The following is a 14,241-nucleotide window of genomic DNA, read 5'->3' as shown; positions in this document are numbered from 1 at the left end:
GTTAAACCCCGGATACTGTTATCATGTCGTCGTCAAATAATGCAGAATATGAGCGGTCACCATCATAGAATCGAAGTTTTTCGCTCGATTTGGCTATATCGGTGATCTGTTCGACAATTTCGTCTAGTATAACAACCGCGCTTTTTTCATATCTGTTCGGCCGGTAGCCGCGATTCAATCTAACTACCAATTCTAGTAAATTGAGGCTGACTGAAATTGGCTGCAAGGGCGTATCTGCTAATTTCAAATATGCGTAAAAATACGATCGTGATAGGTTTTTGTGTGATTTAATTCTGGCGTAGTCAGCCTTGATTTCCGCGGGTACTGCCAATTTAACTGGCCCAAATTGCCCGAGGAAAAGCTCCCCTTTTTCTATATTTGGGGCGTTGCGGTTTGCGTATAAGTGGATGGCATTTATTAGTTCATTCGAATAGAATTGCCTCAGCTGTGTTTTTTCGGTTATCGTTTCGTTGTAGTTTTCGTGTAGTGTCCAAAGCTTTGCATATTGCGCCAAAAGAGAGTCTGAGAATTCTTCGGCGTATTGATGATGATAATTGTTTCCTATGTTTTCGTTGCGGAGTAAATAAAAAAGTCTGACTAGCGAGCCTGCTTGCCCTCTTTCAATATTTGTATCCGGAAAGTAGATGGACAGCTGTTCAAGCTCCAGCAAAAATGATTGCAACTCGTTATCAGGCAGTTGTAGCTCATATCGAAGAATAAATTGATCTAGTTTTTGTGTCCGCTTAATGGCAGGATCAAAGCTTGACGTGCGTTGCGCCAATTCGTTCTCAACGCCATGGAAGAGATTGTCGAAAAGATATTTTTCGCCTGTGAGGAGGTGGTGCAAAAAATCTAGAAAAGCACGGGTAGTGATGAACTGATCCTTGGCAAGCCGAATTTTAAGCAGGTTGGTAACGATGACATCTTGGACGGTTTCGCGAGCCAAAAGGTTTAGGTTCGCTAGCAAACGCTTTTCGTGCCCGAACTGCCGTTCCTTTAATGCGAGGCGATAGAAAGGGTTGGCGTCGGACGCGGTAGTCAGGCGACGCATAACCTCTTTTGCGAAATCGGAGCGCGCTTCACCGTAGTTGTTGAAGTCGAGCTTCGGGTACTTCTCGAAGTCCAGAAAGTTATATGGTTTTCTGTCTGGTTGTTGATTCAAAAATGATTCGATAGCGTTGCGGACTTCTTCATGTCGGTCTGCTCCTTCCTTTGCATAGTTTGCGAGCATCCCAACATTGATACCCACTATGAGTGGGCGGCAGTCGACGTCTCGTTCGTCAAAGAGTCTATCGAGTGCATCGATAGCTGATTGAGAGGGAGCGAAACTGTGCGTCGCATCTAGATGAAACCGACACTTCGCTGAGTACTTTTTCGCGTGCCGCGTCAGAATTTCAGACTTCCCGTCGCCGCTGCTTCCGCATAAGAAAACGACGTCAGAGGTCTGCGCGGATTTGAGCATTTCTTCGAAATCGCGCTCGATCTGTTGCTCAACGAACAAATATTCTTTGAGCGTGTCGAGTTCGTTTCCTTTGGTGGATTCAACTCGGGTACATACTGCGTATGGGGAGGACTTTGCCAACACGCTCAGCGCTTGTCGCAAGTTAAGAATCGTCATGATCGGATCACTCAGTGTTTTAGATCGGATCAAACCAAAATCCCGTGGACAGTCGGTGCACGGGACATCTGCCTGGTCCTCAGTAATAGACTGTTTAAGCCCTCAGGGGAGTTTGGTCCGCAATAGCACAGTGGTCAGGTGCTCCATTGAGGCGAGTTTCTGCACAAAAAAAGCCGAGCAACTATGAGAGTTACTCGGCTTCCAATTTGCTAAGCGACTTGTCGGTAATCGTGACACATTTCGATTCCGTCCCTACGGAAATACCCCTATTAACCATTGGCGTCGCAAGTCGCTTGCTGCCGGTTAGGTGAGCTCGCCAAGGTCCCGGATGACGACTGCTTGGCGGTGGTAGGCCAAACGCATCAACCTGGTCACCCAGTCGCAAAACTGTGGCGCCAGTCGCACGTACTCTGGCGCCCTACGGTAGTTGCCCGGATCAAACGTCAATATTCCCCGCCCGCAACGCATTCGACTCAATAAACGCCCGCCGCGGCTCGACATCATCCCCCATGAGGGTAGTAAAGATCCCGTCCGCGGCAATAGCATCCTCGATCTGCACACGCAGCAACCGCCGCACCGTCGGATCCATCGTCGTTTCCCACAGCTGCCCGGGGTTCATTTCCCCCAGCCCCTTATACCGCTGCTTCGAAACGTTCCGCTCCGCATCCGCCAGCAGCCACTTCATCGCGCTCTTGAAGTCCGCCACGACCATGTTGCGCTCACCGCGCTTGATGACCGCGCCTTCCCCGATGAGCCCCTTGAACGTATTCGCGGTGGTCACGAGCTGCTGATAATCGGCCGTGTGCTGGAACTCCTGGTCGATGACCGAAACCCGCACGTTGCCGTGATGGGTACGTTCGACATGCAGCGACCGCTGTTCGCGAACCGGGTCATACGAAGGCACAACACGCACTTCGTTCTTGAGCGCTTCGTCATGCAACGCAGCGTGCAGCGCCTTCGCCGAAGCCTCGGTCGAAGCCTCATTGGAGAGGTCGATCACCACGCCGTCCATGACCGCTTCCAGCGCTGCCGGGTCATACAACCGGCTCAACCGCTCGATCACGCTCTTCGACAGCAGATACGACCGCGCCAGCTCTCCAAGCGCATCGCCCGAAATCGCCGCCGCATTCTCACCCGGCACCAGCTCCGACCCTTGCAGCGCCAACCGCAGCATGTGCGCGTTGAGCTCCACGTCATCCTTCAGATACCGCTCGTCCTTGCCCGCCTTGATCTTGTAAAGCGGCGGCTGCGCGATATACACGTACCCGCGCTCGATCATGTCCGGCATCTGGCGATACAGGAACGTGAGCAGCAGCGTCCGGATGTGCGCACCGTCGACGTCCGCGTCGGTCATGATGATGATGCGGTGATAGCGCAGCTTGTCGAGGTTGTAGTCTTCCTTGCCGATGCCGCACCCAAGCGCGGTCACGAGCGTGACGATCTGCTCCGACGACAGCAGCTTGTCGTAGCGCGCCTTCTCGACGTTCAGCACCTTGCCGCGCAGCGGCAGGATCGCCTGGAACTTCCGATCACGCCCTTGCTTGGCCGACCCACCTGCCGAGTCACCCTCGACGATGTAGATTTCGCACTTCGCCGGGTCTTTCTCCTGGCAGTCCGCGAGCTTGCCCGGCAGGCCGACGCCGTCGAGCACGCCCTTACGGCGCGTCATCTCACGCGCCTTCCGCGCAGCATCCCGCGCGCGAGCGGCTTCAACAATCTTCCCGCAGATGATCTTCGCGTCGATCGGCGTTTCGAGCAGGAACTCTTCCAGCGCCTTCGCCACGACTTCTTCAACCGGCGCGCGCACTTCCGACGAAACCAGCTTGTCCTTCGTCTGCGAGCTGAACTTCGGCTCCGGCACCTTCACGGAAAGCACGCACGACAGCCCTTCGCGCATGTCGTCGCCGGTCGTCTCGACCTTCGCCTTCTTCGCGATTTCGTTGTCGGTGATGTACTTGTTGATGACGCGCGTCATCGCGGCCCGCAGGCCGGTCAGGTGCGTGCCGCCGTCGCGCTGCGGAATGTTGTTCGTGAAGCACAGCACGTTTTCGTTGTAGCTGTCGTTCCACTGCATCGCGACTTCGACGCCCACGCCGTCCTTCTCGCCGGTGGCGAAGAAAATCGTCGGGTGCAGGTTGGTCTTCGTCTTGTTGATGTATTCGACGAAGCCCTTCACACCGCCGGCGAACGCGAAATCGTCTTCCTTGCCCGAGCGCAGGTCGGTCAAACGAATCCGCACACCGTTGTTCAGGAACGAGAGTTCACGCATCCGCTTCGCGAGGATGTCGTAGTGATACTCGACCGTGCCGAAAATGGTCGGATCGGCCATGAAGTGCACTTCGGTGCCGCGGTTCTCGGTGTCACCCGTCACGAGCATCGGCGACACTTCCACGCCGTCCACCGTCTCGAGCACGCGATCCTGCGCGACGCCGCGGTGGAACTCCATGAACCGCTTCTTGCCGTCGCGGCGCACGGTGAGGCGCAGCCAGCTCGACAGCGCGTTCACGCACGACACGCCCACGCCGTGCAGGCCGCCCGACACCTTGTAGCTGTTCTGGTCGAACTTGCCGCCGGCGTGCAGCTCGGTCATCACGATTTCAGCCGCGCTGCGCTTCGGCTCGTGCTTGTCGTTCATCTTCACGTCGGTCGGAATCCCGCGGCCGTTGTCGGTCACGGAAATCGAGTTGTCGGCGTGAATCGTCACGTGGATGTCGTTGCAGTACCCGGCCAGCGCTTCGTCGATCGAGTTGTCGAGCACCTCGAACACGAGGTGATGCAGACCGGTGCCGTCCGACGTGTCGCCGATGTACATCCCGGGGCGCTTGCGCACCGCTTCCAGACCTTCGAGGATCTGGATCGACGAGGCGCCGTAGCTGCTGTTATCGGGTTGCGAATTGTGCTGTTCACTCATGGATATCTTCCGGTTCTGCGAGGCCACTCTAGTGGCGGCGCGGTGCGTTTCAGCGAGAGAAATCGCCGGGCCGCTCCAGTTTCCTGGCTCGTCCACGGTGCCGGTCAGGCACCGAAAGGACGGGTTGTCGGTTCGCCATAAAAACGCCAAAGGGGCTTGCCGCCCCCTGGTGTGTGTCTTGATGTCGTGCGCGTCAGATGCGCATCGGCATCACGACATACTTGAACTCTTCGTTCTCGGGCACGGTGATCAGCGCGCTCGAGCTGGCGTCGCCGAGGCTCACCTGCACGGTGTCGACCTTCAGGTTCGCGAGCACGTCGAGCAGATACGTGACGTTGAAGCCGATGTCGACGGTATCGCCCTGGTAGGCGATTTCCAGTTCTTCCTGCGCCTCTTCCTGATCGGCGTTGGTCGACATGATCTTCAGCTGGCCCGGCGCGATGATGCAGCGCACGCCCTTGAACTTGTCCGAGGTCAGGATGGCCGCGCGCTGCAGCGAACGCTGCAGTTCTTCACGGCCGATCTCGAACGTGTTCTTGTGCGCCTTCGGGATCACGCGCTGGAAGTCGGGGAACTTGCCCTCGACGAGTTTCGACACGAGCTCGACCTGGCCGAACGTGAACTTGGCCTGGGTTTGCGCGATGTCGATGGTGACGGTGTCGTCGATGTCTTCGAGCAGGCGTTGCAGCTCGAGAATCGTCTTGCGCGGCACGATGACTTCCTGGCGGCCGAACGTGCCGCCTTCGAGCTTCATCGACGAGAACGCGAGGCGGTGGCCGTCGGTGGCCACGGCCATCAGCTGGTCGCCGTCGACGACGAGCAGCATGCCGTTCAGGTAGTAGCGGATGTCCTGCTGCGCCATCGCGAAGTGGACCATGCCGAGCAGCTGGCGGAACGACTTCTGCGGGACGGTCAGGGTCGCGCCGAAATCCTTCGCCTGCGCGACGGTCGGGAACTCGTCGGCCGCCAGCGTCTGGAGTGCGAAACGGCTCTTGCCCGATTGAACGGTGAGGCGCTTGTCGGCGAGCGACAGCGTGACCTGGCCGTCAGGCATCGCGCGCAGGATGTCGAGCAGCTTGCGCGCCGCGACGGTGGTCGCGACCTGGTCGCCGCCGACGCCGAAATCGGCGCGCGTGGTGATCTGCAGCTCCAGGTCGGTCGACAGGAACGAAACGTCCGGGCCGTTCTTGGTGATCAGCAGGTTGGCGAGGATCGGCAACGTATGGCGGCGTTCGACGATGCCGCTGACCGTTTGCAGCGGCCTGAGGAGGGTGTCTCGTTCGGTCTTGACCAGTTGCATAGAGTTCCTTCGTTGAGTAACGGCCTGCAGCGCAGCAGCCTCGCAGCGCCCCGCCGGCCGGGCTCTTGGCCCGCCACCACCGGGGCGGTCAAACCAGTATTGTGCCTCAAAACCGAACCGCCCCCCTTAAATTGGGGCGGAGGCCGAATTATCAAGCGCGCCGCGCGCTCAGCCCTTCAGCGTCTGTTCCAGCACGTGCAGCTCGTGGTTGAGCTGCGCGTCCTTGCTGCGTTCGTCGGCGATCTTGCGCACCGCGTGCAGCACAGTGGTGTGATCGCGCCCGCCGAACAGCTCGCCGATTTCCGGCAGGCTCTTCTGCGTGAGTTCCTTCGCGAGATACATCGCGATCTGCCGCGGCCGCGCGATGTTCGCGGGGCGCTTCTTCGAATACATGTCGGCGACCTTGATGTTGTAGAAGTCGGCGACGGTCTTCTGGATGTTCTCGACCGAAATCTGCCGGTTCTGCACGGTCAGCAGGTCCTTCAGCGCTTCCTTGGTCAGCTCGATCGAGATCTCGCGGCCGTGGAACTTCGAATACGCGAGGATCTTGCGCAGCGCGCCTTCGAGTTCGCGGACGTTGGAGCGCAGGTGCTTCGCGACGAAGAACGCGACGTCTTCCGACAGGTTCACGCCTTCCGACTGCGCCTTGCGCATCAGGATCGCGACGCGCATTTCCAGCTCGGGCGGCTCGATTGCGACGGTGAGGCCGGAGTCGAAGCGCGAGATCAGGCGATCGTCGATGCCCGAGATTTCCTTCGGATACGTGTCGCTGGTGATGATCACCTGCGCCTTGTTCGCGACCAGTGCCTCGAACGCGTAGAAGAATTCCTCTTGCGTGCGCGACTTGCCGGAGAAGAACTGAATATCGTCGATCAGCAGCAGGTCGAGCGAGTGGTAGTAGCGCTTGAAGTCGTCGAACGCCTTGCGCTGGTACGCCTTCACCACGTCCGACACGTACTGTTCCGCATGGATGTAGCGGATCCGCGCGCCGGCCTTGTCGAGCAGCAACTGGTTGCCAATCGCGTGGATCAGGTGGGTCTTGCCGAGGCCGACGCCGCCGTACAGGAACAGCGGGTTGTACGAAATGCCCGGGTTGTCCGCGACCTGGATCGCGGCGGCGCGCGCGAGCTGGTTCGCCTTGCCGGTCACGAAGTTGTCGAACGTGAGCACGGGGTTCAGCTTCGAGCGTTCGTACATCGAATCGGCTTCACCGCCGGCGGCGGGCGCGGCGCCCGAGCCCGGTCGCCACGTACGGCGGCCGGCGGCTGCTTCGTGCGCGGGCAGGCTCGGCAGGTCGATGTCGGCGTCGTCGGCGTTCAGGTGGTGCGCGGCGGCCGCCGACGGCGTCATCGGCACATTGGCCGGCGCGGCGGGCGCAGCAGCGGCATTCGCGGCGAGGTTGGCGGCGATTGCGGCGACCGTCGCGGCCGGGCCGCTCGGGGCCAGCGGCGCGCGCGGGGCAGCCGGCGAGGCGCCGGGCGCGGGTGCGGCGCTGCGCATGCCTGCTTTCGGATCGAGGACGAACTGGACTTCGATCGGCGCATTCCAGAAATCGCGGGCCAGATCGGAGATCCGGCCCGAAAACTGGCTCTTGACCCAGTCCAGCTTGAAACGGTTCGGCGCGGCGATGGACAGCGTGTTCGCCGACGCATCGAAGGCCACCGGGGCCAGGGGTTTGATCCACGTCACGTACTGTTGGGGCGTCAACTCGCGCTCCAGCAGTGCGGAACAGTGTTGCCAGAAATCGTTCATCAAGTAACTGTCGTTTTTTGCGTGCACAGCGCGGCTCGCCGGCGCCCTTGTCGCGGTCGCGCAACAAGGCCCGAAGCGGTCGTGCGAGCGTGCCTCGGACGCCTGCATCACAGTGTTGGAGCGGCAGGCGCGGGCCGAAGCGGCGTGCGGGATTCTTGGAGATAAGGCGAGATTCTACCGCCAAACGCGGCCACAGCGCGAGTTATCCACAGGCCGGGATTGTGGGGCGCGGGGCCGGATCGCTCGGGGCTTGCACGGGCGATCGACTCCTAAAGTATTGACCGTCAACGGAAAAACGGTTTAAATAACGGGTTCCGCGAAAACCAATCCTGTATTCCCGGCGATTGCGTTCGCCCGAATGCCTCCGGTTAAGGGCACGCGGTCCCCTGAATTTCGACATTCTCGAACAAGTGAGAACATCATGAAACGTACTTACCAACCGTCCGTGACGCGCCGCAAGCGCACCCATGGCTTCCGTGTCCGCATGAAGACGGCAGGTGGCCGCAAGGTCATCAACGCTCGCCGCGCGAAGGGCCGCAAGCGCCTCGCCATCTAAGGCAGGTTGCGCGCTGTGTCCGCCGTCCGCAGTCCTGCGGAAGGTACCGTCGAGCCGGGTGCGAATCCGTCGCAGACGAAAGCCGCCTTCCCGAAAGCTGCGCGACTTCTGAAAACGGATGAATTTTCATCCGTTTTTCGTTTGCGCCCCTGGCGGCGCTCCGCGCACTTCGTGATCTACGGCAAGCCGACCGGCCAGCCCGCGCGTCTGGGGCTCGTCGTCGGCAAGAAGTATGCGCCGCGTGCAGTAACACGTAACCTCGTGAAGCGGCTGGCGCGCGATGCGTTTCGCCTGCGCCGGACCGAGTTCGCCGGTTACGACCTGCTGCTGCGGCAGCACACGCGCTTCGACAAGAAAGCGCTGCCGAGCGCGGCTTCCGCCCCGCTCGCGGCGATGTGCGCGGCCGAGATCCGCGAACTGCTCGACAGGGCAGTCCGGGAAATTGCCCGCCGTGCGTCGAAGCCCGCGTCCGAGTGACGCATCCGTGCCCGGTGCGGCGTTCGCGCCTGCCCGGCCGGTTTTGACGCGGCGTCTTTCGGCGCCGCCCAAGGTATGGAAACGGTATTGATCGCCTTGCTGCGCTTCTACAAGGTTGCCGTGAGCCCGATGCTCGGCAACCGTTGCCGTTTTTATCCTTCCTGTTCGGATTACGCGCGCGAGGCAATCCAGTATCATGGCGCCGCGCGCGGCACGTATCTCGCCGTCAGGCGCGTGTGCCGATGCCATCCGTTTTCCGCGGGCGGCATCGACCTCGTCCCGCCGCCCAACTCCGACACTCGCGCTAGCGGCGAAGCCGACGCGCGGTCCCATCGACTCTGAGACAACGCATGGATATCAAACGCACCGTCCTATGGGTGATCTTCTTCATGTCAGCTGTCATGCTGTACGACAACTGGCAGCGGTCCCATGGACGCCCGTCGATGTTCTTCCCGAGCGCCACGCAGACGACCCCCGCGGCCGCTGCCGGCGGCGCATCGGGCACGGGCGCGACGACGACCGCAGGTGAAGTGCCTGCTGCCGCAGCAGGCACCGCACCGTCGACCACTGCTCCGGCCGCCCAGGCGCAGCTCGTGAAGTTCTCGACCGACGTGTACGACGGCGAAATCGACACGCGCGGCGGCACGCTCGCGAAGCTGACGCTGAAGAAGCAGGGCGACGGCAAGCAGCCCGACCTGTACATCACGCTGTTCGACCACACGGCCGGCCACACGTATCTCGCACGCACGGGCCTGCTCGGCGGCGATTTCCCGAACCACAACGACGTCTACACGCAGCTGAACCCCGGCTCGACGTCGCTGACGGGTGACCAGAACGCGCTGAAGCTGTCGTTCGAGTCGCCGGTGAAGGGCGGCGTGAAGGTCGTGAAGACCTACACGTTCACGCGCGGCAGCTACGTGATCGGCGTCGATACCAAGATCGACAACGTCGGCACGGCGCCTGTCACGCCGACGGTCTACATGGAGCTCGTCCGCGACAACACGGCCGTCGAAACGCCGATGTTCTCGCACACGTTCCTCGGGCCGGCGGTCTACACGGACGCGAAGCACTTCCAGAAGATCAACTTCAGCGACCTCGACAAGAACAAGGCCGACTTCGTGAATTCCGCCGACAACGGCTGGGTCGCGATGGTGCAGCACTACTTCGCGTCGGCCTGGATTCCGCAGCAGGGCGTGAAGCGCGACATCTACGCCGAGAAGATCGATCCGACGCTGTACCGCGTCGGCGTGAAGCAGCCGGTCGCCGCGATTGCGCCGGGCCAGTCGGCCGACGTGCAGGCACGCCTGTTCGCCGGTCCGGAAGAAGAGCGCATGCTCGAAGGCATCGCGCCGGGCCTGGAGCTCGTGAAGGACTACGGCTGGGTGACGATCATCGCGAAGCCGCTGTTCTGGCTGCTCGAGAAGATCCACGGCGTCGTCGGTAACTGGGGCTGGGCGATCGTGCTGCTGACGGTCCTGATCAAGGCCGTGTTCTTCCCGCTGTCGGCTGCAAGCTACAAGTCGATGGCGCGGATGAAGGAAATCACGCCGCGCATGCAGGCGCTGCGCGAACGCTTCAAGAGCGATCCGCAGAAGATGAACGCCGCGCTGATGGAGCTGTACAAGACCGAGAAGGTCAATCCGTTCGGCGGCTGCCTGCCGGTCGTGATCCAGATCCCGGTGTTCATCTCGCTGTACTGGGTGCTGCTCGCTTCGGTCGAAATGCGCGGCGCGCCGTGGATTCTGTGGATTCACGACCTGTCGCAGCGCGATCCGTTCTTCATCCTGCCGGTGCTGATGGCCGTGTCGATGTTCGTGCAGACGAGCCTGAACCCGACGCCGCCGGACCCCGTCCAGGCGAAGATGATGAAGTTCATGCCGATCGCATTCTCGGTGATGTTCTTCTTCTTCCCGGCCGGCCTCGTGCTGTACTACGTCGTGAACAACGTGCTGTCGATCGCGCAGCAGTACTACATCACGCGCAAGCTGGGCGGCGTCAAGAAGAAGCCTGCCTGACACCCGTTGCACGCGTGGGCGGCCAGCCGCCCGCGACGCACGAAAAAAAAGCCGCATGGTTCGTGACCATGCGGCTTTTTGTTTTTGCGGTTCCGGTGCGGGTTCAGCCCTTTTTCGATTCGCCCGAGTCGCCGTAGAACTGCTCGACCAGTTCCTGCACGAGGTAGCGATGATGCGGCGACAACGCTTCGATCTTCGACGCGAGTTCGATCGTCTCGGGCGTCGGCGGATAGCGCTCGTCGCGCGGCAGCGGTTGCGGCGTCGGGTGTTCGATCACGCTCGGCGACGGGCCGTAATGCAGCCAGTGGAGTTCGACGCGCAGCCATTCGGCAAGCGTTGCGAGTTTGTCCGACGTCGGAATCGTGCGGCCCGTCAGCCATTTATGCGCGGTCTGCGGCGAAACGGGTTGCGCTCCGCGGTGGCGCAGATTGAATCGGTTCGCCAGCTCAGTCGCACCAGTGACCTTCTCCGGGCTGCGCCGCAGGGCGAATTTCAGGCGTTCCGAGAACGCGGCTTTTTCTTCGGATGTCGGCATGGGAGAGATTGTGCAATTCCACCGACATGTTTCAGACAACCATTCGGGATAAACGTATCTCGTTCGGATGAATCCCAATCTCGATCGGAGTGGGGAGCGAAATTGAGGGCCGCAGCGTTGAGCCGCTCCAGCAAACATACTCGTCCGAAACGATAGTTGTGACATCGCGCCGGACTGATACTTGGCTTATCCACGGCGGGATAAATTCGGGCGAGTCCGAATCTGGCATGGCGACCGATGGCGTGTGTGCCGGCACGCTACAATGCCGGCGTTCCGATGCTCGAACTGTTGCGCGGGCGCACCATATTCACTGATTACCCGATTCATCCGATTCCCATGCTTGCTACCGATTCCGATCCGATTGTCGCTATTGCCACTGCTGCCGGCCGGGGTGGCATCGGCGTCGTCCGGGTGTCGTTCGGGCGCGGCGGCGAGGCGGCCGCGCTGCCGTTGATCGACGCGTTGTGCGGGCAGAAGCTTGCACCGCGCCATGCGAGCTACGTGCCGTTCCTAGACGAGCACGGCGCGCCGCTCGACCGCGGGATCGCGCTGTATTTCCCGGCGCCGCATTCGTACACCGGCGAGCACGTGCTCGAGCTGCAGGGGCACGGCGGGCCGATCGTGATGCAGCTGCTGCTGCAGCGCTGCCTGGATGCGGGGCGCGGTTTCGGGCTGCGGCTCGCGGAGCCGGGCGAGTTCACGCGGCGCGCGTTCCTGAACGACAAGCTCGATCTCGCACAGGCCGAGGCCGTCGCCGACCTGATCGAGGCGAGCACCGAGGCTGCGGCACGCTCGGCCGGGCGCTCGCTCGACGGCGCGTTCTCGCGGCAGATCCATGTGCTCGTCGACGACGTGATCACGCTGCGGATGCTGGTCGAGGCGACGCTCGATTTTCCGGAAGAGGAGATCGATTTCCTCGAGGCGGCAGACGCGCGCGGCAAGCTCGCGAAGATCCGCGCGCAGCTCGCGCACGTGCTCGGCGATGCGCGGCAGGGTGCGCTGTTGCGCGAAGGGCTGTCGGTCGTGCTCGCGGGGCAGCCGAACGTCGGCAAGTCGTCGCTGCTGAATGCGCTGGCCGGCGCGGAACTGGCGATCGTCACGCCGATCGCGGGGACGACGCGCGACAAGGTCGCACAGACGATCCAGGTCGAAGGGATACCGCTGCACATCATCGATACGGCCGGGCTGCGTGAGACCGAGGACGAGGTCGAGCGGATCGGCATTGCGCGCACGTGGAGCGAGATCGAGCGCGCGGATGTCGTGCTGCATCTGCTCGATTCGCGCAGCGGGATGACGGCGGATGACGAGACGATCGCCGCGCGGTTTCCGGGCGGCGTGCCGGTGGTGCGCGTGCTGAACAAGACGGACCTGACCGGTGTGCCGGCGTGTGTCGAGCATCCGGCGGCGGAGGGCGACCTGACCGAGGTGCATCTGTCGGCGAAGCGCGGCGACGGGATCGACATGCTGCGTGCCGAACTGCTGCGGATTGCGGGGTGGCAGGCGGGGGCGGAAGGCGTGTATCTCGCGCGCGAGCGGCATCTGATCGCGCTGCGGGCCGCGCAGGAACATCTCGCGCAGGCGGCGGATCATGCGGAGCAACGTGCTCAGTCGCTCGATCTGTTTGCCGAGGAGTTGCGCCTCGCGCAGGAGCAGCTCAATTCGATTACCGGGGAGTTCACGTCGGATGATCTGCTGGGGGTGATTTTCAGCAGGTTTTGTATCGGGAAGTGAGCGCCGAACCGTACGTCGTTACCGCCAATGGTGTGCCATCGAGTGGGAACGGCATCGGTGCCCCGGCATCGTCATTGCCGGATTCCGAAACGAATTCAAATACCCGTTCTCTACGCTGCAGAACGCGATTGCAGCGGGTATCCACCTGTCGCTGAACGATGGCGTCGCCAACGATCATGACGCGGCTGCCCGAACGAGCCGCTACGCGTACCAAGTCGGCCGGTGCGGCACCGGGAGGGTACGAGGGCAGCGCGAAATCGCCGAGGGGCGATGGGGTAATCGGCGCAGGCAACGTCCTTCCGTCATAAAGCGAGCCGCTCGTGTAACCTTCGCTGCGCCATTTGCTCAGCACGCGGTTGATTTGTGCATCGAGCGTGCGTTGGCGATCTTGCGGCAAATCTTCGATGTCGATGCTCAACGCGACAGAGAGGGCAACGTCATCGAGATCGAACGAGGCAGTCACATTTTGTGCGAATGCGCCGCCTGCCGCATCCGAGATTGCGTTTGCGTCGTCTTGAAGCGCTGTATGCGCGTCGCGCCATTGGGTCAAGCTTGTCGTCGATTCAGTCTCGCCTGTGTTGATCGATGGAGATTGTCGTGGCCGGTGAAACGAGATCGAGATTACGCACGGGGGCCGCATTTCACCGTAGACCATGTGGTAGTAGCCGGCGGTGATCATGGCGATTAGTCCGATGAGAAAACCAATCCCGCCCCACGTCATGCTTTCCGGCGCGTAAGCCGCGATCGCAACGGCGCATGCCGGAATGATGGTCGCCAGCAGTTTGCCAAGGACGGACACGAGCACGAATGGCTTGGGGCCGACAAACGGCCGTTTGCGACGATTGAGTATGTTTCTCCAGGTTGGGCGCGCCAACTGTTGATAGATCAACATGACAACGATCAGCGCGGCCAGCATGACGAAGCCAGTGAGGAAATATTGCGACGAGGGGCGGGTCCACAAGTCGGACATGACCTCGAGGGGAACGTCGCCACCATCGCCTTTCGGGAGGAGCGCGCGGTAGCGTCCAACGAATGCGTCCGTCAGGTGATAGGTTGTCCATGCCGATAGACCTGTCGGCACGAACCAGTCCACGGCCCAGCGCTTGATCCAACCGAAACGCCCCGCTTCCATTTTTGGGAGCGGAATACGGAGATAGCGAGTGCTCGCGATCGAGGCGTTATGACGCCACTTCTGTTGGTCGAACAGTTTCATCTTCCAGCGGGTTCATTGTTTTAATGATGGACGGATGCTGCGGAGAGGGAGGATGCAAGAGGCGCATGCAGCCGTAAACAAAGAATATCGGCCACGGTAGAAAGAACTGAATGGCACATCGTCACTATTGTTC

General features: G+C 61.1%; 11 protein-coding genes. 5 read left to right on the top strand and 6 right to left on the bottom strand.

Annotated features, from left to right (window positions below; all coding sequences use genetic code 11):
- Position 1 precedes the first annotated feature (1 nt).
- The 4 genes from dptF to dnaA all read right to left on the bottom strand — a co-directional run bounded on the left by dptF (position 2) and on the right by dnaA (position 7,581).
- The gene (gene dptF, locus HWX87_RS34705) at positions 2-1,618 is read right to left on the bottom strand and encodes a DNA phosphorothioation-dependent restriction protein DptF (protein ID WP_176051378.1); all 1,617 of its coding nucleotides are present in this window, start codon (positions 1,616-1,618) and stop codon (positions 2-4) included.
- A gap of 436 nt (positions 1,619-2,054) precedes the next feature.
- On the bottom strand, positions 2,055-4,529 hold the full coding sequence (gene gyrB / locus HWX87_RS34700; protein ID WP_176051377.1) for a DNA topoisomerase (ATP-hydrolyzing) subunit B: 2,475 nt from the start codon (positions 4,527-4,529) through the stop codon (positions 2,055-2,057).
- A 193-nt stretch (positions 4,530-4,722) separates the two neighbouring features.
- Positions 4,723-5,829: a DNA polymerase III subunit beta gene (gene dnaN / locus HWX87_RS34695; protein ID WP_006750113.1), complete on the bottom strand. Its 1,107-nt coding sequence runs from the start codon at positions 5,827-5,829 to the stop codon at positions 4,723-4,725.
- A 168-nt stretch (positions 5,830-5,997) separates the two neighbouring features.
- On the bottom strand, positions 5,998-7,581 hold the full coding sequence (gene dnaA / locus HWX87_RS34690; protein WP_244137813.1) for a chromosomal replication initiator protein DnaA: 1,584 nt from the start codon (positions 7,579-7,581) through the stop codon (positions 5,998-6,000).
- A gap of 421 nt (positions 7,582-8,002) precedes the next feature.
- On the opposite strand from dnaA, the gene rpmH reads away from it, so the two are divergent.
- The 4 genes from rpmH to yidC all read left to right on the top strand — a co-directional run bounded on the left by rpmH (position 8,003) and on the right by yidC (position 10,629).
- Positions 8,003-8,137 (top strand): 50S ribosomal protein L34, encoded by a 135-nt coding sequence (gene rpmH / locus HWX87_RS34685; RefSeq protein ID WP_004198824.1) that lies wholly within the window; start codon positions 8,003-8,005, stop codon positions 8,135-8,137.
- A 15-nt stretch (positions 8,138-8,152) separates the two neighbouring features.
- Positions 8,153-8,614: a ribonuclease P protein component gene (gene rnpA, locus HWX87_RS34680; RefSeq protein ID WP_176051375.1), complete on the top strand. Its 462-nt coding sequence runs from the start codon at positions 8,153-8,155 to the stop codon at positions 8,612-8,614.
- A 75-nt stretch (positions 8,615-8,689) separates the two neighbouring features.
- Entirely contained in the window at positions 8,690-8,956 is a 267-nt protein-coding gene (gene yidD / locus HWX87_RS34675) for a membrane protein insertion efficiency factor YidD (RefSeq protein ID WP_059232865.1), read from the top strand.
- Positions 8,957-8,964: 8 nt separating this feature from the next.
- A complete protein-coding gene (gene yidC, locus HWX87_RS34670; RefSeq protein WP_176051374.1) occupies positions 8,965-10,629 on the top strand; it encodes a membrane protein insertase YidC in 1,665 nt (554 codons plus the stop codon).
- Positions 10,630-10,732: 103 nt separating this feature from the next.
- Here yidC and HWX87_RS34665 read toward each other — a convergent pair whose 3' ends face one another.
- Positions 10,733-11,164 carry a transcriptional regulator gene (locus HWX87_RS34665; protein WP_059700521.1) on the bottom strand — a complete coding sequence of 144 codons (432 nt, stop codon included), beginning with the start codon at positions 11,162-11,164 and terminating at the stop codon, positions 10,733-10,735.
- A 336-nt stretch (positions 11,165-11,500) separates the two neighbouring features.
- Between HWX87_RS34665 and mnmE the strand changes: the two genes are divergently transcribed.
- Positions 11,501-12,895 carry a tRNA uridine-5-carboxymethylaminomethyl(34) synthesis GTPase MnmE gene (gene mnmE, locus HWX87_RS34660; RefSeq protein ID WP_176051373.1) on the top strand — a complete coding sequence of 465 codons (1,395 nt, stop codon included), beginning with the start codon at positions 11,501-11,503 and terminating at the stop codon, positions 12,893-12,895.
- Here mnmE and HWX87_RS34655 read toward each other — a convergent pair.
- Positions 12,870-14,108: a hypothetical protein gene (locus HWX87_RS34655; protein WP_176051372.1), complete on the bottom strand. Its 1,239-nt coding sequence runs from the start codon at positions 14,106-14,108 to the stop codon at positions 12,870-12,872. The genes mnmE and HWX87_RS34655 overlap by 26 nt on opposite strands.
- Positions 14,109-14,241 lie beyond the last annotated feature (133 nt).

Origin of the sequence: Burkholderia sp. BCC1644 (assembly GCF_902833225.1) — a bacterium.
Classification (GTDB): Bacteria; Pseudomonadota; Gammaproteobacteria; order Burkholderiales; family Burkholderiaceae; genus Burkholderia.
This window is presented reverse-complemented; position numbering and strand designations above follow the sequence as displayed.

Coding starts and splice junctions, on each gene's coding strand:
- dnaA (WP_244137813.1), bottom strand. CDS start 7,581: ATGAACGATTTCTGGCAACACTGTTCCGCACTGCTGGAGCGCGAGTTG.
- rpmH (WP_004198824.1), top strand. CDS start 8,003: ATGAAACGTACTTACCAACCGTCCGTGACGCGCCGCAAGCGCACCCAT.
- gyrB (WP_176051377.1), bottom strand. CDS start 4,529: ATGAGTGAACAGCACAATTCGCAACCCGATAACAGCAGCTACGGCGCC.
- dnaN (WP_006750113.1), bottom strand. CDS start 5,829: ATGCAACTGGTCAAGACCGAACGAGACACCCTCCTCAGGCCGCTGCAA.
- yidC (WP_176051374.1), top strand. CDS start 8,965: ATGGATATCAAACGCACCGTCCTATGGGTGATCTTCTTCATGTCAGCT.
- HWX87_RS34655 (WP_176051372.1), bottom strand. CDS start 14,108: ATGAAACTGTTCGACCAACAGAAGTGGCGTCATAACGCCTCGATCGCG.
- HWX87_RS34665 (WP_059700521.1), bottom strand. CDS start 11,164: ATGCCGACATCCGAAGAAAAAGCCGCGTTCTCGGAACGCCTGAAATTC.
- yidD (WP_059232865.1), top strand. CDS start 8,690: ATGGAAACGGTATTGATCGCCTTGCTGCGCTTCTACAAGGTTGCCGTG.
- mnmE (WP_176051373.1), top strand. CDS start 11,501: ATGCTTGCTACCGATTCCGATCCGATTGTCGCTATTGCCACTGCTGCC.
- dptF (WP_176051378.1), bottom strand. CDS start 1,618: ATGACGATTCTTAACTTGCGACAAGCGCTGAGCGTGTTGGCAAAGTCC.